Here is a 20018-nt window from a genome sequence, read left to right on the forward strand (position 1 = left end):
GTCCGGCGGCTAACGTTCCGGGCGACGCACCCGGCACCGAACCGGGCCCTCCGCCCGCAGGGTGATGCCGGCGCCGACGGGGACCTCGGTGTCCACCGCCTCCAACTCGTACGCCCGCAGGATCACCGCCAGTGCGATCACCGACTCCAGCATCGAGAAGTGCTGCCCGATGCACGCGCGCGGCCCGCCGCCGAAGGGGAACCAGGCGTAACGCGGCCGGCCGGCCTCCGCCTCCGGGGTGAAGCGCTCCGGGTCGAAGCGGTCCGGGTCCGGCCAGTGGAGCGGATCGCGGTGCGTCACCCACGGCGCAAGGATCACGTTCGCGCCCGCGGGGATGGCGTGCCCGCCGACCTCGGTGGCGGCGACGGCGTTGCGGCCGATCACCGGGGCGGCCGGATAGAGCCGCATCGTCTCCTTCAGCACCCGGGTGAGGTACGGGAGCCGGTCCAGGTCGGCGGCCTCGGGCGTACGGTCGCCCAGCACCCGCCCGATCTCCTCACGGGCCCGCTCCTGCTCCTCCGGGTGCCGGGCCAGCAGGTGCAGGGCGAAGCCGAGCGAGGTGGCGGTGGTCTCGTGCCCGGCGAGAAGGAAGATCAGCACCTGGTCGCGCAGTTCGGTGGCGTCGAACTCCGCGTCGTCCGCGCTCTTGGCGGCGGCGAGCAGGGTCAGCAGATCCTCACCGGACCCCTCCGCGGGGCGGGTACGCCGGTCCCCGATGATCGTGTCGCAGACCGCGTAGAGCTCGTCCATCGCCGCGGCCGCCCGCTTGTTGGCCGGAGTCGGCCAGCTGCGCGGGATGTTGGCGGGGGAGTAGCCGCGGCGCAGCACGTACTCGGTGATGACCGGAAAACACCGGTCCACGACGTCGACCGTGGCCTCCACGTCGGCACCGAACAGGATCCGCGCGACCGCGCGCAGCGCCAGGTGCGTCATCTGCCCGGACACCTCGACCACGCCACCCGGAGCCTGCGCCCAGCCCGACACGACCGCCTCGGTCTCGGCGGCGACGGCCTGCGCGTACCCGTCCACCCGCCGCCGCGTGAACAACGGCTGGACCAGCCGCCGCTGGCGCAGGTAGTCCTCGTCCTGGCTGGTCAGCAGCCCGTTGCCGAACGAGTCCCGGATCTCCTGGTAGAAGCGGTTGTCCTTGCGGAAGTTGGCCGACTCCGAGGCGAGCACCTGCTGCGCCCCCTCCGCGGAGAACACGCAGTACAACTCGGCCCGCAGCCCGGGCGGCCCGGCGACGATCCGCACCACGTCCCCGTGCTCCTGCCGGGCCCGCAGATAGGTGCCGAGCGAGTCCGACTTCAACTCGAACAAGGACCCCACCAGCGGAGCCCCCGCCAGGGCGGGCACCTCCACACCGGTACCGGTACCCGTACCCGCCCCAACAACCATGCCGCTCCCCCTCGTTCCCACACCGAAGCCCCGATTCCGCCGGTCCATACCAAGCTCTGTGTGCGGGTGGAGCGATGGTAACGCGAGAGACTCGATCGGTCCGTCCGGCCCACAGAAAACCGGCGCCGGGTGAGGAGTCGGGACGCGCGGGAGGACGTACTGCTGCGCAGTTGCGTTCGGCGCGAGAACCCCGAGTGTCTGCTGCCGGATCTGCCGGATCTGCCGGATCTGCCGGATCTGCCGGATCTGCCGGATCTGCCGGATCTGCCGGATCTGCCGGATATGCCGGATCTGCCGGATCTGCCGCACCGGACGACCGCGGGCGCGACCCTGCTGGAGGTCGATCACCTGGAGGAGCATGCACAGGGTGGCCGGGACCACCCCGAGGTCACGATCGCACTCTGTCCGAACTGTCACCGGAACCGTACGCACGGCGCCGAGAGGGAGTCGCTGACGGTGCTGCTTCTCAGGGTGGCCGCCGATGCCCCTGACATTCACCTGTGCCGGTGCCGTGCTGGTGGAACCCGACACCGGGCCGGCCGGGGCGGGTTGAGGCGTCGCGCAGCTTTCCGCGCGCCCCGAAAGGGGCACTCGGTCAGCTGCGGACGGACCCTCTGTATCCGCTCCGGGTGGCTAGATGTCCCGGAAGATCTCGATCTGGGCGCCCACCGAGTTGAGGCGTTCGGCCAGTTCCTCGTAGCCGCGGTTGATGACGTAGACGTTGCGCAGGACCGAGGTGCCCTCCGCTGCCATCATCGCGAGGAGGACGACCACCGCCGGGCGCAGGGCCGGGGGGCACATCATTTCCGCTGCCCGCCAGCGCGTCGGGCCCTCGACCAGGACGCGGTGGGGGTCCAGGAGTTGGAGGCGGCCGCCGAGGCGGTTGAGGTCGGTCAGGTAGATGGCGCGGTTGTCGTAGACCCAGTCGTGGATCAGGGTCTGGCCCTGGGCCACGGCGGCGATGGCCGCGAAGAACGGGACGTTGTCGATGTTCAGGCCCGGGAACGGCATCGGGTGGATCTTGTCGATCGGGGCTTCGAGCTTCGAGGGGCGGACCGTCAGGTCGACCAGGCGGGTACGGCCGTTGTCGGCGCTGTACTCCGCCGAGCGGTCGTGGTCCAGGCCCATCTCCTCCAGGACCGCGAGCTCGATCTCCATGAACTCGATCGGCACCCGTCGGATGGTCAGCTCCGATTCCGTGACCACCGCGGCGGCGAGCAGGCTCATCGCCTCGACCGGGTCCTCGGAGGGCGAGTAGTCCACGTCCACGTCGATGTTCGGGATGCCGTGGACGGTCAGGGTCGTGGTGCCGATGCCCTCGACCTTGACGCCCAGCGCCTCCAGGAAGAAGCACAGGTCCTGGACCATGTAGTTGGAGGAGGCGTTGCGGATGACCGTGACGCCGTCGTGCCGGGCCGCGGCCAGCAGGGCGTTCTCGGTGACCGTGTCCCCGCGTTCGGTCAGCACGATCGGGCGGTCGGGGGAGATCCCGGTGGCGACCTGCGCGTGGTAGATGCCCTCGGTCGCGGTGATGTCGAGGCCGAAGCGGCGCAGGGCGATCATGTGCGGCTCGATGGTGCGGGTGCCGAGGTCGCAGCCGCCCGCGTACGGGAGGCGGAAGTGGTCCATCCGGTGCAGCAGGGGGCCCAGGAACATGATGATGCTGCGGGTCCGGCGGGCGGCGTCCGCGTCCATGGACTCCATGTCGAGGCGGGCCGGCGGGATCAGTTCCAGGTCCACGCCGTCGTTGATCCAGCGGGTGCGGACGCCGATGGAGCCGAGGACCTCGAGGAGGCGGTAGACCTCCTCGATGCGGGCGACGCGGCGCAGCACCGTACGGCCCTTGTTGAGCAACGAGGCGCACAGCAGGGCGACACAGGCGTTCTTGCTCGTCTTGACATCGATGGCACCGGACAGCCGGCGGCCGCCGACGACGCGCAGGTGCATCGGGCCGGCGTAGCCGAGAGAGATGATCTCGCTGTCGAGCGCCTCGCCGATACGGGCGATCATCTCAAGGCTGATGTTCTGGTTGCCGCGCTCGATCCGGTTCACGGCGCTCTGGCTGGTGCCGAGTGCGTCGGCGAGCTGACTCTGTGTCCAGCCCCGGTGCTGCCGGGCGTCACGGATGAGCTTGCCGATGCGTACGAGGTAGTCGTCTGCCATGGCTGCACCGTATCTCAGATATGAGATGTTGATCGCGCAGGGTAGGCCGAACGGGTGTTACCGACCGTCAGGTCCCATGGTGGGGCCAGGGGGTGAGTAGTGCTATTTGTAATCTTCTGTCCGACTCGTCCGATTGTGTCACTCCCCGGCCCGTGCCCGCCCGTGACCGGCCCGCGCCCCGTTCGGGCTCCGCTCAGGCCCCGCCGGCGCACCCGCACGCGCGGTGCCGGCCGCCGTGCACCGCCGCGTACGTGGCGGGGCGCGGCCCCGCCACCGCACGCGCGGCCCGGGCCGAAGCGGCCCTGCCCGTCGCCGACTCGGCGTCGTGCACCACCCGCCCGCCGACCAGCGTCAGCCGGACCTCCGTCCCGCTGATGTCGGCCACCGGGCAGCGGGTCACGTCCCGGTCCAGCACCACCAGGTCCGCGGCCTTGCCCTGCTCCACCGTGCCCGTCAGCCCCTCCTGGCGCAGCTGCCAGGCCGTCCCCGCGGTGTGCATCCGCAGGGCCGACGTACGGCTCAGGCCCTCCAGCTCCCGGTACAGCCCGCCCTCGCCGTGCGCGCCCTGCCGGTCGACCGCCGTGCGCATCTGGTTCCACACCTGGAGCGCGTCCACCGGCCAGTCGGAGCCCCCGGCGAGCCGCGCGCCCGCCCGCTCCAGGCTCCGCGCGGGGTACATCCAGCGGTGCCGCCCGGGCCCGATGTACGGCAGCAGGGCCTCCATCGTCCAGGTGTCCTGCGCCGCCCACTGGAGCTGCATGCAGGCCGCCACCCCGAGTTGCGCGAACCGTCGCAGGTCGGCCGGGTCCACGATCTGGAGGTGGGCGACGGCGTTGCGCGGGTCGCGCTGCCCGGTGGCCCGGCGGGCGTACGCGTACCCGTCGAGGGCCGTGCGCCCAGCCCGGTCGCCCAGCCCGTGCGCGTGCATCTGCCAGCCGGCCCGGTTGAAGGCCGCGGTCAGCCGCCCGTACTCGGCCGCCGAGGTGTAGAGCTCGCCGCGGTTCGCGGTCGGCTTGCCGTTCCCGTCCAGGTACGGCTCCAGCAGCGCGGCCGTCTGTGCCGGGTACTCGATCACCCCGTCCAGGAACACCTTGATCATCCCGAACCGCAGCCCGGACGTCCCCTCGTACTCGCGGCGCAGTCCGCGCGCGTATTCCAGCGCGCCCGCCGGGTCCTTGGCCTGCTCGGCGTCCAGCCGGATCGCGGGCACGATCCGCTGCGGCAGCTTCCCGGCGCCGGCCAGGGCCCGGTAGAGCTCGAGCTCGTGCCGCCCGGTCAGGGCGTCCATCATCGTCGTGATCCCCGACGCGGCCGCCAGCTCCAGCACCCGGGAGCAGGCCGCGAGCAGTTCGGCCCGGGAGGGTTCGGGGACGTGCCGCTTCACCAGGACCTGCGCGTCGTCCTTGAGCACGCCCGTCGGCTGCCCGTCCGGCCCCTTCACGACCTGGCCGCCCACCGGGTCGGGGGTGGTCGCCGTGATGCCCGCGATGTCCAGCGCCCGCCGGTTGACCCACATGTTGTGCCCGTCACCGCCGACCAGGGCGATCGGGCGCCGGGTCGCCAGCGCGTCCAGCATCGCGTGGTGCGGGACGGTCCCCGTCGGCAGCAGCCCGACCGGATTCCAGTCCTCCACCACCAGCCAGCGGTCCGGTTCGGCCTCCGCGCCCCCGGTGTCGGCGAGGAACCCGGTGAGGATCGCGCGCAGTTCGGCCTGGGTGGTCTCGGCCCCGTCCAGCGAGGGCCGCAGCGAGCGGTCCCCGGCGCCGAGCGGGTGCACGTGCCCGTCGTGGATGCCGCTCATCACGGTGTTGCCGCAGGCGTCGACGGTCTCGGTGTCCCGGCCCACGAACCGGCGCACCTCCGAGTCCTGTCCGGTCGCCAGGATCCGGCCGTCCCGGCCGACGGCCACCGCCTGCGCCGGACGGCCGTGGTCGACGCCGCTGAACACCCGCGCGTTGTGGATGACCAGGGCGGCGGCCGGCCCGCGCCCCGAAGACGAGGCCGAGGCGCTGCCGGCCGCCGGGCCGAGCAACCCCGCCGCCCCGGCGGCCCCGGCCGCCGCGAGCAGCCCCCGCCGGGACAGGGGAGAACCAGAACCAGATGCAGAGACAGAACCAGATGCAGAGACAGAACCAGAAGCAGAGGCAGAAGGAGAAGGAGAAGGAGAAGGAGAAGGAGAACGCGTCATCACCCATCCGATCGTCGGTGTGGCGAGGACACTCTTTGGTTAAGCCCGTAACCGGAACCCACCCCGCACGACGGAATCCGTACGATGGCCCGCGTGCCCGGACCGACCATCGCCGACATCGCGCGCGCCGCGGAGGTCTCCACCGCGACCGTGTCGCACGCCCTCAACGGCACCGGACGCCTCGGCGACGGCACCCGCCGCCGGGTCCGGGAGGTCGCCGCGGCCCTCGGCTACGGCGCACACCGCGGCCCCCGCACCCGCACCCTCGGCTTCGCGGTCACCACCCATGCCGGCTGGACCTGGGACTTCGCGGGCGTCGCGTACTTCTCCCGGCTGCTCACCGCCGCCACCTCCGCCGCCCATGCCCGCGGCTACGCCCTGACCACCCTGCCCGCCGCCCGCGGCGCCGAGCCGTTGTGGCACACCCTCGCGGTCGACGGGATGCTGCTGCTCGACAGCCCGGAGGGCGATCCGGTGCTCCGCGCGCTGCGGGCGCGCGGCCTGCCCGTGGTCTTCGACGGGCGGCCCGCCGAGCCCCGGCCCGGGGACGTGTGGGTGGACAACGACCACGAGGCCACCACCCGCGAGGTGCTCGACCACCTCGCCGGGTCCGGGGCCCGCCGCATAGCCCTGCATTCCGCCTTCGGCCGGGAGTTCTACACCGCCGCCGTCACCTCCGCCTACACGCGCTGGTGCTCGGAGCGGGGTCGAGTTCCGCTCGTGGTCCCCTTTGATCCGGAGGACGCCGAAGGCCGTGCCTTCGATCCCGCCTTCGCCGCGCCCGAACGCCCCGACGCCGTCTACAGCCTCTACGATCCGGGCGGCCGCCAGGTGCTGGCCGCCGCCGCGCGCCACGGGATCCGTACGCCTGGGGGCCTGCTGCTGGTCTGCGCGAGTGAGGATCCGGCGTACGCGGAGGCGGAGCCCCCCGTGACCACCGTCACCCTCCACCCCGAACGGATTGCCGACGCGGCGGTGTCCGCCCTGGTCAACCTGATCGAATCCGGGCATACGGAATCGCCGGGGCAGTACACCGTCCCCGCATCCCTACGGGTGCGTGCCTCGTCCCTGCCCCCGGACATGTACTAGAGTTATCTCGACATCGAGATATCTGCCGAAGGCGTACCGCAGCCGCCCCCGCTGGTAAGGGTTACCTAACTTAGTCTTACCTTAGCGGATTGGCCAAGGGGCTTGGCGGCAGGATGCGGTCATACGCGCGAAATTCATGCATGAAGGAGACTGTCGTGTCGGCGAACAGCTTCGACGCCCGCAGCACGCTGCAGGTGGGCGACGAGTCGTACGAGATCTTCCGGCTGGACAAGGTTGAGGGCTCGGCCCGCCTGCCCTACAGCCTGAAGGTGCTGCTGGAGAACCTGCTCCGTACCGAGGACGGCGCGAACATCACCGCCGACCACATCCGGGCGCTCGGCGGCTGGGACTCCCAGGCCCAGCCCAGCCAGGAGATCCAGTTCACGCCGGCCCGCGTGATCATGCAGGACTTCACCGGCGTCCCCTGTGTCGTGGACCTCGCCACCATGCGTGAGGCCGTGAAGGCCCTCGGCGGCGACCCGGCGAAGATCAACCCGCTCTCGCCCGCCGAGATGGTCATCGACCACTCGGTCATCGCCGACAAGTTCGGCACGAAGGACGCCTTCGCGCAGAACGTCGAGCTGGAGTACGGCCGCAACAAGGAGCGCTACCAGTTCCTGCGCTGGGGCCAGACCGCCTTCGACGACTTCAAGGTCGTCCCCCCGGGCACCGGCATCGTCCACCAGGTCAACATCGAGCACCTGGCCCGCACCGTCATGGTCCGGGGTGGCCAGGCGTACCCCGACACCCTCGTCGGCACCGACTCGCACACCACCATGGTCAACGGCCTGGGCGTGCTGGGCTGGGGCGTCGGCGGCATCGAGGCCGAGGCCGCGATGCTCGGCCAGCCGGTCTCCATGCTGATCCCGCGCGTCGTGGGCTTCAAGCTGACCGGCGAGCTGCCCACCGGCACCACCGCCACCGACCTGGTGCTGACCATCACCGAGATGCTCCGCAAGCACGGCGTCGTCGGCAAGTTCGTCGAGTTCTACGGTGAGGGCGTCGCCGCCACCTCCCTCGCCAACCGCGCCACCATCGGCAACATGTCGCCGGAGTTCGGCTCCACCGCCGCCGTCTTCCCGATCGACGACGAGACCCTGAAGTACCTGCGCCTGACCGGCCGCGACGCCCAGCAGGTCGCGCTCGTCGAGGCGTACGCCAAGGAGCAGGGCCTGTGGCTGGACCCGGCCGCCGAGCCGGACTTCTCCGAGAAGCTGGAGCTCGACCTCTCCACGGTCGTCCCCTCCATCGCCGGCCCGAAGCGCCCGCAGGACCGCATCATCCTCGCCAACGCCTCCCAGCAGTTCGCGCAGGACGTGCGCAACTACGTCGAGGACGACGACGAGGCGGGCAAGGAGTCCTTCCCGGCCTCCGACGCCCCGGCCGCCACCAACGGCGTGCCGAGCCGCCCGACCCGGGTCACCCTGGCCGACGGCACCTCCTTCGAGATCGACCACGGCGCCGTCACCGTCGCCGCGATCACCTCCTGCACCAACACCTCGAACCCCTACGTCATGGTCGCCGCGGCGCTCGTGGCCAAGAAGGCGGTCGAGAAGGGCCTGTCCCGCAAGCCGTGGGTCAAGACCACGCTGGCCCCCGGTTCGAAGGTCGTCACCGACTACTTCGACAAGGCCGGCCTGACCCCGTACCTCGACAAGATGGGCTTCAACCTCGTCGGGTACGGCTGCACCACCTGCATCGGCAACTCCGGTCCGCTGGACGAGGAGATCTCGAAGGCGATCAACGAGCACGACCTCGCGGTCACCTCGGTCCTCTCGGGCAACCGCAACTTCGAGGGCCGCATCAACCCCGACGTCAAGATGAACTACCTGGCCTCCCCGCCGCTGGTCGTCGCGTACGCCATCGCGGGCTCCATGAAGGTGGACATCACCAAGGACGCCATCGGCACCGACACCGAGGGCAACCCGGTCTTCCTCCAGGACATCTGGCCCTCCGAGGCCGAGGTCAACGACGTCGTGGCGAACGCCATCGGCGAGGACATGTTCAGCAAGTCCTACCAGGACGTCTTCGCGGGCGACGCCCAGTGGCAGGCGCTGTCGATCCCGACCGGCAACACCTTCGAGTGGGACCCGCAGTCCACCTACGTCCGCAAGCCCCCCTACTTCGAGGGCATGACGATGGAGACCACCCCGGTCTCCGACATCACCGGCGCCCGCGTGCTGGCGAAGCTGGGCGACTCGGTCACCACCGACCACATCTCCCCGGCCGGTGCGATCAAGGCCGACACCCCGGCCGGCAAGTACCTCACGGAGCACGGCGTCGAGCGCCGCGACTTCAACTCGTACGGTTCCCGCCGCGGCAACCACGAGGTCATGATCCGCGGTACGTTCGCCAACATCCGCCTGCGCAACCAGATCGCGCCGGGCACCGAGGGCGGCTTCACCCGCGACTTCACCGTCGAGGGCGCGCCGGTCTCCTTCATCTACGACGCCTCCCAGAACTACCAGGCCGCCGGCATCCCGCTGGCCATCCTGGCGGGCAAGGAGTACGGCTCCGGCTCCTCCCGCGACTGGGCGGCCAAGGGCACCGCGCTGCTCGGCGTCAAGGCCGTCATCGCCGAGTCCTACGAGCGCATCCACCGCTCCAACCTGATCGGCATGGGCGTCCTGCCCCTGCAGTTCCCCGAGGGCGCCACGGCGGCCTCCCTGGGCCTCACCGGCGAGGAGACCTTCTCCTTCACCGGTGTGGAGGAGCTGAACAACGGCACCACCCCGCGCACCGTCAAGGTCTCCACCGACACGGGCGTGGAGTTCGACGCGGTCGTCCGCATCGACACGCCGGGTGAGGCGGACTACTACCGCAACGGCGGCATCATGCAGTACGTGCTGCGCAACCTGATCCGCGGCTAAGCACCCCCGCGGGCCGGCTGCGACCCGGCTCCGGAAGGGCCGTACCCCCGAAAAGGGGGTACGGCCCTTCCGCTTGTCCGGCGCCCGGCGCAGATGACGGCCAGGTCTCAACTCGGAAAAGCTGACCGCCATCCGTGTGCATGATCTTGCTCACGTGAGCGGAAGTGGACTATACCTGTGCCCGTCCGGATCACCGCGAGACGAGCGGTCCGGACCGGGGGGATGGGCGGGGACCTGCGGTGATGCCGCATGCACGGCAATCGCCGTGATTCCCGGCCTCCTTCACACTTCTGACGAAGGCGAGGACATGAGCATGGGATCCACTGGTGAGGGCCTCGGGCGCCGCGATCTGATCAAGCGCTCCGCAGCACTCGGACTGATCACGGTGCCGACGATGAGCTTCCTGTCCGCCTGCGCCTCCGGCGGCGAGGAGAGCACGAAGGGCCCGGACAAGGGTGTCGTCTCCAAGGAGAACCCCTTCGGCGTCGCCAAGGGCAGCAAGCTGGACGTCGTGGTCTTCAAGGGCGGCTTCGGCGACGACTACGCCAAGGCCTGGGAGGCCGCCTTCGACAAGAAGTGGGGCACGACCAGCTCCCACCTGGGCACCCAGGAGATCACCGCCAAGCTGCAGCCGCGCTTCAACGGCGGCAACCCGCCGGACGTCGTCGACGACTCCGGCGCCCAGCAGATCAAGCTGGACGTGCTCGCCAAGGGCAACCAGCTCGCCGACCTCACCGCCGTGCTCGAAGCGCCCTCGCTCGACGACCCCACCAAGAAGGTGCGCGACACGCTGGTCGCCGGAGCCGTCGAACAGGGCATGCTGGGCGGCAAGTTCGTCACCCTGAAGTACGTGTACGCCGTATTCGGCCTCTGGTACTCCGGCAAGCTCTTCAAGGAGAAGGGCTGGACCCCGCCCAAGACCTGGGACGAGTTCCTGGCCGTCTGCGCCAAGGCCAAGGAGGCGGGCATCGGCGGCCTCGCCCACCAGGGCAAGTTCCCGTACTACATCAACGTGGTCATCATGGACCTGATCGCCAAGAAGGGCGGTCTGGACGCCATCAAGGCGATCGACCACCTCGAGCCGAACGCCTTCGAGGGCAACCCGGCCGCCCTCGCCGCGGTCGAGGCGGTCTACGAGGTGGTGGAGAAGGGCCTGCTGATGCCCGGCACCAACGGCCTCACCCACACGGAGTCCCAGACCGCCTGGAACCAGTACAAGGCCGCCTTCATCCCCTCCGGCTCCTGGCTCGAGAACGAGCAGCTGAAGCAGACCCCGGAGGACTTCGACATGAAGTTCCTGCCGGTGCCGCTGCTCGCCGACAGCAAGCTGCCCGTCGAGGCCATCCGGGCCGGCGTCGACGAGCCCTTCATCGTCCCCGAGAAGGCCGCCAACAAGGCCGGAGGCCTGGAGTTCCTCCGCTCGATGCTGTCCCGCGAATGGTCGACGATCTTCGCCCAGCAGGCCAACTCGCTCACCGTCGTCAAGGACGGCGTGGACCCCGGCGTCAAGCTGCGGCCCGGCACCCAGTCGGCCGTGGACGCGCTCAAGGCCGCCGACACCAACACCTTCAGCTACCGCTACCCCGACTGGTACAGCGAAATGGACACCGAGATCCAGAACGCGTCCAATGAGCTGATGGCGCAGCGGATCCAGCCAAAGGAGTGGATCAAGCGGGCCCAGGCTGCGGTAGACAAGGCGGCCAAGGACCCGAACGCCAAGAACAACCGCCGCAGCTGACACCGCAGGGACGGACACCATGAGCCACGTAGCCCAGAGCAAGGGGCGGGCCGGCTTCATCACCGGCTTCCTCCTCGCTCCCCTCGCGCTGTATCTGACCTTCGTCATCTGGCCGTACGTGCAGACGTTCGGCTATTCGTTCACCAACTGGACGGGCCAGTCGCCGACGTTCGACTTCGTCGGCCTGGACAACTACGCGACGTTGCTGAACGACGAAGTGTTCCGCGGCGCGCTCTGGCACAACCTGCTGCTCCTGGTGTTCGTCCCGGTGATCACCATCCTGCTCGCCCTCTTCTTCGCCTTCATGGTGAACGCGGGAGGGCGCAGCGGGGCGGGCGGGGTGCAGGGCGTCGGCGGCTCGCGCTTCTACAAGGTGGTCTACTTCTTCCCGCAGGTCCTCTCGCTCGCCATCCTCGCCGTCCTCTTCGGCGCGATCTACCGCAGTGACGAGGGCGGCCTGCTCAACGGCTTCCTCATCAAGACCGGTCTCATCTCCGCGCAGCACCCGGTCGAATGGCTCAACGAGCCCAACTTCGTGCTCTGGTGCCTGCTCTTCGTGGTCGTCTGGCACGGGGTCGGCTTCTACCTCGTGCTGTTCTCGGCGGCCATGCAGTCCGTCCCGAAGGACATCTACGAGGCCGCCCTGCTCGACGGCGCCGGACGCGCCCAGACCTTCTTCAAGGTCACGCTGCCGCTCCTGTGGGATTCTGTGCAGACCTCCGCGGTCTACCTGGGCATCGCCGCGATGGACATGTTCGTCCTCGTGTCGACCATGACCTCGGGCCAGTTCGGCGGCGGACCCGACCACCACAGCGAGGTCATGGCGACGGTGCTGATGCGCAACTTCCTGTACTTCGGCAAGAGCGGCTACGCCTGCGCCATGGGCGTGGTCATGCTCGTCCTGACCATGATCCTCTCTGTCATCACGCTGCGTGCCACCCGCCGCGAGCGCATCGAGTTCTGAGCGGGAGACCATCATGACCACAGTGATCAAGGCTCCGGGCGAGAAGGCCGCGGAGCGGCCCGGGAAGGCCGGCCGGCCGGGGGAGGGGGACGAGCGCCGCTCCGAGGGCGTGGTCCTCAACGTCTTCTCGCACGGGTTCCTCGTCCTCTGGGCGATAATGATCGTGCTTCCGCTGGTCTGGCTGGCGCTCGGCGCCTTCAAGACCGACGCGCAGATCGGCGGCTCGGCCCTCACCTGGCCCTCGAACTGGAACTTCGACGCCTTCGGCCGGGCCTGGGACAAGGGCATCGGCGGCTACTTCGCCAACACCCTCATCGTGCTGGTGTTCTCGGTGCCGCTGACCATGCTGTTCGGCTCGATGGCCGCGTACGTACTGGCCCGCTACCCCTTCAAGGGCAACCGGGTCATCTACTACTTCTTCGTCAGCGGGGCGATGTTCCCGGTGTTCCTGGCGCTCGTACCGCTGTTCTTCATGGTCAAGCGCTTCGACATGCTGAACACCTACCAGGGCCTGATCCTGGTGTACGTCGCCTACTCGATGCCGTTCACCGTCTTCTTCATGCACTCCTTCTTCCGGACGCTGCCCACGGCGATCCACGAGGCGGCGGTCATCGACGGGGCCTCCGACACCCGGATCTTCTTCCAGGTGATGCTGCCGATGGCCAAGCCCGGCCTGATCAGCGTCGGGATATTCAATGTCCTGGGGCAGTGGAACCAGTACATCCTGCCCGCCGTGCTGATGCAGCCGCAGACGAGCGGCGAGCCCGAGCGCTACATGCTCACGCAGGGGCTCATCCAGCTCCAGTACCAGATGGGCTACGAGACGGACCTGCCGGTGCTGTTCGCCGGCGCCACCATCGCCGTCATCCCGATGCTGGCGGTCTACCTCTCCTTCCAACGCCAGATCCAGGCCGGCCTGACCTCCGCCACCCTCAAGTAGCGGGGCCGGCCGGACCGGCTCAGGCCGCCGGATCCGGCACCACCGACCAGCTGACCGCCGAGACCGAGGGGTCGAGCGAGAGGTTGCTGACGGCTTCCTCGAGCGCCTTGCCCTTCTCGCCCTCGGCGGTCAGCAGTGCGGACACCGTCACCCGGCCCGGCACCGGTCCGTCCTGGCTGCGGATCTCCCGGAGCTGGTAGCCGGGCCGGGCCAGCGCGTCCACCAGCCGGTGGCGGATGTGGGCTTCCTCCTCCTCCAGGCACACCGCCTCGAAGTGGTAGTCGGTGGCCACCTCGGCGCCGCCGTGCGGCTCGCGGTCCAGACGGCGGCCCAGCGGGCGCAGGACGAGGTTGGTCCCGACCACGCCCGCCGTGCCGCAGACCGCCAGCACGAACAGGCCCACGCCCGCCAGGCAGCCCACGGCCGCCGAGCACCACAGGGTGGCGGCCGTGTTCAGGCCCCGGACGCTCAGCCCGTCGCGCATGATCACGCCGGCCCCGAGGAAGCCGATTCCGGAGACGATCTGGGCGGCGACCCGGGAGCCGTCGTAGTTCACCTCCGAGGCCGCGCTGAGGAACCCGTACTGCGAGAGCAGCACGAACAGGGCCGCACCGCCCGCCACCAGGGCGTTCGTCCGGAGTCCCGCGAGCCGGGCCCGCCACTGCCGTTCGAGGCCGATGACGGCTCCGAGTCCGAGCGCGGCGGCCAGGTGCGCGGCCATGTCCCATTCGGTGAGCCGCATCGGCCTCTCCCTTCTCTCTCCTCGGTTGCGGCCCTAGAGCCAGGTGTTGAACGTGCGGATGTACCAGGTCTTCACGAGCTGGGTGAGCGTGCAGTACGCGAGGAGCACGCCGATCAGCCACGGGAAGTAGCTCGCCGGCAGGGCCACGAAGCCCAGCGAGCCGGCCAGCGGGGAGAACGGCAGGTAGAGGCCGGTCAGCACCGCGAGGACCGTCATCACCATCACCGGCCAGGAGGCCCGGGACTGGATGAAGGGGATCTTCCGGGTACGGATCATGTGGACGATCAGGGTCTGCGAGAGCAGGCCCTCGATGAACCAGCCGGACTGGAAGAGCGACTGGCTCGCCTCGCTGTTGGCGGCGAACACGTGCCACATGATCAGGAACATCGAGATGTCGAAGATGGAGCTGACGGGGCCGATGGTGACCATGAAGCGGAAGATGCCCTTGGAGTCCCAGTTGCGGGGCTTGCGCAGGTACTCCTCGTCCATCCGGTCCCACGGGGTGGCCAGCTGGGAGATGTCGTAGACCAGGTTCTGCACCAGCAGCATGATCGCGAGCATCGGCTGGAAGGGGATGAACGCGCTCGCCACCAGCACCGAGAAGACATTGCCGAAGTTCGACGACGCCGTCATCTTGATGTACTTGATCGTGTTGCCGAAGGTGGTCCGGCCCTGGACCACGCCCTGCTCCAGGACGGTCAGGTCCTTCTCCAGCAGGATGATGTCGGCCGACTCCTTGGCGATGTCGACGGCGGTGTCCACGGAGAGGCCGACATCGGCGTCGCGCAGCGCGGCGGCGTCGTTGATGCCGTCGCCGAGGAACCCGACGGTGTGCCCGTCGGCCTGCAGGGCGCGCACGATCCGCGCCTTCTGGACCGGGTTGACCTTGGCGAAGACGGTCGTACGGGCGGCCAGCGCGCGCAGCGCCGGCTCGTCGAGGGCGTCGATCTCGGAGCCGAGGACCACGTGGCCCACGTCGATGCCGACATCGGCGCAGACCCGGGCGGCCACGAGGTCGTTGTCGCCGGTGACCACCTTGACCGCGATGCCCTTGTCGGCCAGGCCCTGGAGGGCCCGGGCGGCGTCGGCCTTCGGCGGGTCGAGGAAGGCGAGGAAGCCGATCAGCGTCAGCCCGTCCTCGTCGGCGACCGTGTAGGTGTCGCGCGGCGCGGCGATCGTGCGGGTGGCGACGGCCAGGACCCGCAGGCCCTTGCGGTTGTTGTCCTCGGCGATGCGGGTGACGTGCCACCGCAGCTGTTCGGTGAGCTCGACCTTCTCGCCGCGGTCCGTCATGTGCGTGCAGAGGCCGAGGACCTCCTCGACGGCGCCCTTGGTGATCATGACGTGCTCGGAGCGGCCGAGGTCGCCCACGATGCTGTTGCGGTTGAGGATCACGGACATCCGGCGCCGGGCGAAGTCGAAGGGGATCTCGTCGACCATCGAGAACCGTGCGTCGACGACAACCTCCTCGGCCTCGTTGACGCGGTCGATGACCGCCTGGTCCATCAGGTTCTTCAGACCGGTCTGGAAGTGGGAGTTGAGGTAGCCGTACTCCAGCACCTCGTTGTCCTCGTCGCCGTGCACGTCGAGGTAGCGGTCGAGGACGATCCGGTCCTCGGTGAGGGTGCCGGTCTTGTCCGTGCAGAGCACGTCCATGGCGCCCAGGTTCTGGATGGCGTTGAGCCGCTTGACGACCACCTTGCGCTTGGACATGGCGACCGCGCCGCGCGCCAGGTTGGCCGAGACCACCATCGGCAGCATCTCGGGGGTCAGGCCGACGGCGACGGCGATACCGAAGAGGAAGGCTTCGTTCCAGTCGCCCTTGGTCAGCCCGTTGACCATGAAGACCACCGGGACCATGACCAGCATGAAGCGGATCAGCAGGAAGCTGACCTTGCGCACGCCGTTGTCGAAGTTGGTCTGCGGGCGCTCGCCGACCAGCGAGCCGGCCATCGAGCCGAAGTAGGTGTCGGCGCCGGTGGCGACGACGACTCCGGTGGCGGTGCCGGAGGTGACCGAGGTCCCCATCAGGCACAGGTTGTCGGCCTCGACCGGGTCGGTCGTCTCCAGTTGGCCGAGGTCCTCCGCAGCGGGGGTCCCCCCGGCGGAGCGACGGGGAGCGTCGGCCTTGGCGACCGGCAGGGACTCGCCGGAGAGCGCGGCCTGGCCGACCATCAGGTCCTTGGAGGTGATCAGCCGCAGGTCGGCCGGGATCAGGTCGCCGGCGGCGAGCTTGACCACGTCGCCCGGGACCACCTGGTCCATGGGCACCTCGAAGGTGGTGGGCCCGGAGCCGCTGCCGGCCCGGCGCTGCACCGCGCAGGTGGTGGTGACGAGCTTCTTCAGCGCGTCGGCGGCGCGCCCCGAGCGGTACTCCTGCCAGAAGCGCAGCAGCCCGCTGATGCCCACCATCACGGAGAGGATGATGACGCCCGGGTCCTCGGGGTCCTGCCAGTACATGACGGCGGCCAGGAAGACCAGGACGGCGATGAAGGGGTTCCAGTAGGCCTTGGCCAGCTGGACGAACCAGAACGGCGCGCGCTCCTGGGCGACGACGTTGCGGCCGTGCCGCTCCAGGCGCAGCGCGGCCTCGGCGTGGGTGAGGCCGTTGCGCGAGGCGTCGACGGACTGCAGGGCGTGGATGCCCGGGCGGGCGCTGAGCTCGGTGAGCCGCTCGCCGACGAGGCGGGTGCGGGACTCCAGCTCGGCGGCCCTGCGCTCGCGGCGGGTCCGGCCCGGCGGAGCGAGCTTCGTGGGGGTGCGAGGGGTGAGCATGGTCATGGCGAATACCTCCCTCCACTGCGTCCGGGCAGCACGGAGCCGCGCGGTCACGTGGAGTGATCATGGGTCGGCGCAAGGTGCCGCGGACGGGCCACGGGATGCGCCGGGGGCATGGATGACGTATGCCTGACAGAAGAATCAGGGCGTGCGGAAGGGAAGGTGGAAACGCGAAACGCACGGAGCTGCGGCGGATCGCCGCGACCGTGCGCGCTCAGGGGCAAGCCGACGGGTCGGCGGACCGGTGGATGACCGGACCCGTGGACCGGAAAGGACCGACGGATCAGCCGGCGAGAGCGAGAGCGCGGCAAGGACTTCGATCGGGACTCATCCCGAACACCTCCTCGCGTAGCGCTGTCGTTTACGGGGCGCGGTCCGGCCGGAAAGGCCGCAGAGGACCGGCGCCTCAGCGACCGTAGCACGATCCATGCGACCGTTCTCTCCCTCTTATGGCCGATGTGGTGGTTTGGTCCTGTGTCAGCCTCTTGACGTCTGGATGCGCAAAGGCTCGACTTAAGGTTCACAAGTTGGAGAGACGCCGGGGTCTCGGAGCGCGCAGCGCCGTCCCCCGGCCGGGGGGCGACGGCTGGCCGTCGCTTATGGGCAGGAGTGGATGAGTCGTGCAGACTCCCGGATCGCAGTCCTCGCTGCATCGCGCGAATCTCGAACGGGTCGTGCGGGCGGTGCGGCTCGCGGGTTCGCTGACCCAGGCGGAGATCGCCCGTGCCACCGGACTGTCGGCGGCCACGGTCTCCAACATCGTCCGTGAGCTCAAGGAGGGCGGGACCGTCGAGGTCACCGACACCTCGGCGGGCGGCCGACGGGCCCGCAGCGTGTCGCTCAGCGGCGACGCGGGCATCGTGATCGGCGTGGACTTCGGCCACACCCACCTGCGGGTGGCCGTCGGCAACCTCGCCCATCAGGTGCTGGCCGAGGAGGCCGAGCCGCTGGACGTGGACGCCTCCTGGGTGGACGGCTTCGACCGGGCGGAAGCGCTGGTCGGACGGCTGATCGCGGGCATCGGGGTGAGCCTGGACAAGGCCATCGGCGTCGGCCTAGGCGTCCCCGGCCCGATCGACGTGGAGTCGGGGACCCTCGGCTCGACCGCGATCCTGCCCGGCTGGGCCGGGATCAACCCGCGCGAGGAGCTCTCGCGGCGCCTCGGCGTGCCCGTGTACGTGGACAACGACGCGAACCTCGGGGCGCTGGGCGAGCTCGTGTGGGGGAGCGGGCGCGGGGTGAAGGACCTCGCCTACATCAAGGTGGCCAGCGGCGTCGGCGCGGGGCTGGTGATCAACGGTCAGATCTACCGCGGCCCGGGCGGCACGGCGGGCGAGATCGGGCACATCACCCTCGACGAGTCAGGCCCGGTCTGCCGCTGCGGGAACCGCGGCTGCCTGGAGACCTTCGCGGCGGCCCGGTACGTGCTCCCCCTCCTCCAGGGCAGCCACGGACCGGAGTTGACGATGGAACGGGTGGTGGAGCTGGCCCGGGGCGGGGACCCGGGCTGCCGTCGCGTGATCACCGACGTGGGGCGCCACGTCGGCAGCGGCGTGGCCAGTCTGTGCAACCTCCTGAACCCGAGCCGGGTGGTCCTCGGCGGCTCGCTCGCGGAGGCCGGTGAACTCGTCCTGGCTCCCATCCGTGAATCCGTGGGGAGGTACGCGATCCCGAGCGCCGCCCGCCAGCTGTCGGTGCTGACCGGCTCGCTCGGCGGGCGGGCCGAGGTGCTGGGCGCACTCGCCCTGGTGCTCAGCGAGATGGGCGATTCGACCCTTTTGTCAGACCATGGAAGTGGAGCGCGAACTCCAGCCGCCGTGTCTTCAGTTAGATAACGGATGGCACCGTTGTCATCTCGTTAAGGATTCACTCCTTGACGGCAATCTTGCGGCCGGGGTTGACTCACACCCACCTCGGCCGCAGTGTTGCGGCCTCGTCAGGGAGGTTCAGGTAATGAACACGCGTATGCGCAGAGCCGCCGTAGCCGTAGCCGCCGGTGCCATGGCCGTTTCGCTTGCCGCCTGTGGCAGTGCCAAGGAGGCCGGCGACAAGACCAAGGAGACCGGAGCCGCCGCGGGCGACGCCATCAAGGTCGGTCTCCTGCTCCCGGAGAACCAGACCGCGCGCTACGAGAAGTTCGACAAGCCGCTCATCGAGAAGAAGGTCGCCGAACTCACCGGCGGCAAGGGCCAGGTCGTCTACGCGAACGCCAAGCAGGACGCGACCACCCAGAACTCCCAGGTCGACACGATGATCACCAACAAGGTGAACGTCCTCATCGTCGACGCGGTGGACTCCAAGGCCATCGCCGGCTCGGTCAAGAAGGCCAAGGAGGCCGGCATCCCGGTCGTCGCCTACGACCGCCTGGCCGAGGGCCCGATCGACGCCTACACCTCCTTCGACAACGAAGAGGTCGGCAAGGTCCAGGGCAAGGCGCTGCTCGAGGCGCTGGGCGACAAGGCCAAGGACGGCCAGATCGTCATGATGAACGGCTCGGTCACCGACCCGAACGCCAAGCTCTTCAAGTCCGGCGCGCACTCCGTCCTCGACGGCAAGGTGAACATCGGCAAGGAGTACGACACCGTCGAGTGGAAGCCGGAGAACGCCAACACCAACATGGCGGCCGCCCTCTCGGCGCTCGGCAAGGACAAGGTCATCGGCGTCTACTCCGCCAACGACGGCATGGCGGGCGGCATCATCACCGCCCTCAAGGCGGCCGGCCTGTCCACCCTGCCCCCGGTCACCGGCCAGGACGCCGAACTCGCCGGAGTCCAGCGCATCGTCGCGGGCGAGCAGTTCATGAGCGTCTACAAGCCGTACGCCCCCGAGGCCGAGGCCGCCGCGAAGATGGCCGTCGCCCTCGCCAAGGGCGAGAAGGTCACCGGAGTCACCACCTCCACGGTCGACAGCCCGACCACCAAGGGCGTCCCGTCCGTGCTGATCCCGGTCGTCTCGCTCACCAAGAACAACCTCATGGACACCGTCATCAAGGACGGCGTCTACACGGCCGACGAGATCTGCAGCGACAAGTACTCGGCCGCCTGCACCACCCTCGGCCTCAAGTAAGGCCCCCCGCCGCCCACGAGGCGGCCCCCGCGCCTGCCCGGCGCCCCGCCCCTTCTTCCCCCGCCACCCGCGGGGCGCCGGG

The 20018-nt window shown here is 69.6% G+C and carries 12 protein-coding genes and 1 pseudogene; 8 read left to right on the forward strand and 5 right to left on the reverse strand.

All coding sequences use genetic code 11. The annotated features are described in order from the left end of the window. Nucleotides 1-9: 9 nt before the first annotated feature. Nucleotides 10-1398, reverse strand: coding sequence for a cytochrome P450 (locus ACTVZO_RS30840; RefSeq protein WP_443301431.1), 1389 nt, complete (start codon nucleotides 1396-1398; stop codon nucleotides 10-12). A 282-nt stretch (nucleotides 1399-1680) separates the two neighbouring features. Here ACTVZO_RS30840 and ACTVZO_RS30845 point away from each other — a divergent pair. Beyond that, nucleotides 1681-1818: pseudogene (locus ACTVZO_RS30845) on the forward strand (HNH endonuclease); the annotation flags it as partial. A gap of 213 nt (nucleotides 1819-2031) precedes the next feature. Here ACTVZO_RS30845 and ACTVZO_RS30850 read toward each other — a convergent pair. Both ACTVZO_RS30850 and ACTVZO_RS30855 read right to left on the reverse strand, forming a co-directional pair. Next, complete coding sequence (locus tag ACTVZO_RS30850; RefSeq protein ID WP_443301432.1) at nucleotides 2032-3561, reverse strand: helix-turn-helix domain-containing protein; 1530 nt, start codon at nucleotides 3559-3561, stop codon at nucleotides 2032-2034. 193 nt (nucleotides 3562-3754) lie between these two features. Next, nucleotides 3755-5593: an amidohydrolase gene (locus tag ACTVZO_RS30855; RefSeq protein ID WP_443301433.1), complete on the reverse strand. Its 1839-nt coding sequence runs from the start codon at nucleotides 5591-5593 to the stop codon at nucleotides 3755-3757. A gap of 240 nt (nucleotides 5594-5833) precedes the next feature. Between ACTVZO_RS30855 and ACTVZO_RS30860 the strand changes: the two genes are divergently transcribed. The 5 genes from ACTVZO_RS30860 (at nucleotide 5834) to ACTVZO_RS30880 (ending at nucleotide 13350) form a co-directional block, all read left to right on the forward strand. After that, nucleotides 5834-6838 (forward strand): LacI family DNA-binding transcriptional regulator, encoded by a 1005-nt coding sequence (locus ACTVZO_RS30860; protein WP_443301434.1) that lies wholly within the window; start codon nucleotides 5834-5836, stop codon nucleotides 6836-6838. A gap of 155 nt (nucleotides 6839-6993) precedes the next feature. Beyond that, nucleotides 6994-9708, forward strand: coding sequence for an aconitate hydratase AcnA (acnA, locus tag ACTVZO_RS30865; RefSeq protein WP_443301435.1), 2715 nt, complete (start codon nucleotides 6994-6996; stop codon nucleotides 9706-9708). 313 nt (nucleotides 9709-10021) lie between these two features. After that, nucleotides 10022-11446, forward strand: a complete 1425-nt coding sequence (gene ngcE, locus ACTVZO_RS30870) for an N-acetylglucosamine/diacetylchitobiose ABC transporter substrate-binding protein (protein ID WP_443303320.1) — start codon at nucleotides 10022-10024, stop codon at nucleotides 11444-11446. Between the two features lie 19 nt (nucleotides 11447-11465). Then, nucleotides 11466-12410 carry a carbohydrate ABC transporter permease gene (locus tag ACTVZO_RS30875; protein WP_443301436.1) on the forward strand — a complete coding sequence of 315 codons (945 nt, stop codon included), beginning with the start codon at nucleotides 11466-11468 and terminating at the stop codon, nucleotides 12408-12410. 13 nt (nucleotides 12411-12423) lie between these two features. Beyond that, nucleotides 12424-13350, forward strand: a complete 927-nt coding sequence (locus ACTVZO_RS30880) for a carbohydrate ABC transporter permease (protein ID WP_443301437.1) — start codon at nucleotides 12424-12426, stop codon at nucleotides 13348-13350. A 19-nt stretch (nucleotides 13351-13369) separates the two neighbouring features. Here ACTVZO_RS30880 and ACTVZO_RS30885 read toward each other — a convergent pair whose 3' ends face one another. Next, a complete protein-coding gene (locus ACTVZO_RS30885) occupies nucleotides 13370-14092 on the reverse strand; it encodes an MgtC/SapB family protein (protein WP_443301438.1) in 723 nt (240 codons plus the stop codon). A 33-nt stretch (nucleotides 14093-14125) separates the two neighbouring features. Beyond that, nucleotides 14126-16873 (reverse strand): magnesium-translocating P-type ATPase, encoded by a 2748-nt coding sequence (gene mgtA, locus ACTVZO_RS30890; RefSeq protein WP_443301439.1) that lies wholly within the window; start codon nucleotides 16871-16873, stop codon nucleotides 14126-14128. A gap of 617 nt (nucleotides 16874-17490) precedes the next feature. Between mgtA and ACTVZO_RS30895 the strand changes: the two genes are divergently transcribed. Further along, entirely contained in the window at nucleotides 17491-18705 is a 1215-nt protein-coding gene (locus ACTVZO_RS30895; RefSeq protein WP_443301440.1) for an ROK family transcriptional regulator, read from the forward strand. 118 nt (nucleotides 18706-18823) lie between these two features. Beyond that, nucleotides 18824-19936: a sugar ABC transporter substrate-binding protein gene (locus ACTVZO_RS30900; protein ID WP_443301441.1), complete on the forward strand. Its 1113-nt coding sequence runs from the start codon at nucleotides 18824-18826 to the stop codon at nucleotides 19934-19936. Nucleotides 19937-20018: the final 82 nt, after the last annotated feature.

Origin of the sequence: Streptomyces sp. IBSNAI002 (assembly GCF_052244475.1) — a bacterium.
Lineage (GTDB): Bacteria > Actinomycetota > Actinomycetes > Streptomycetales > Streptomycetaceae > Streptomyces.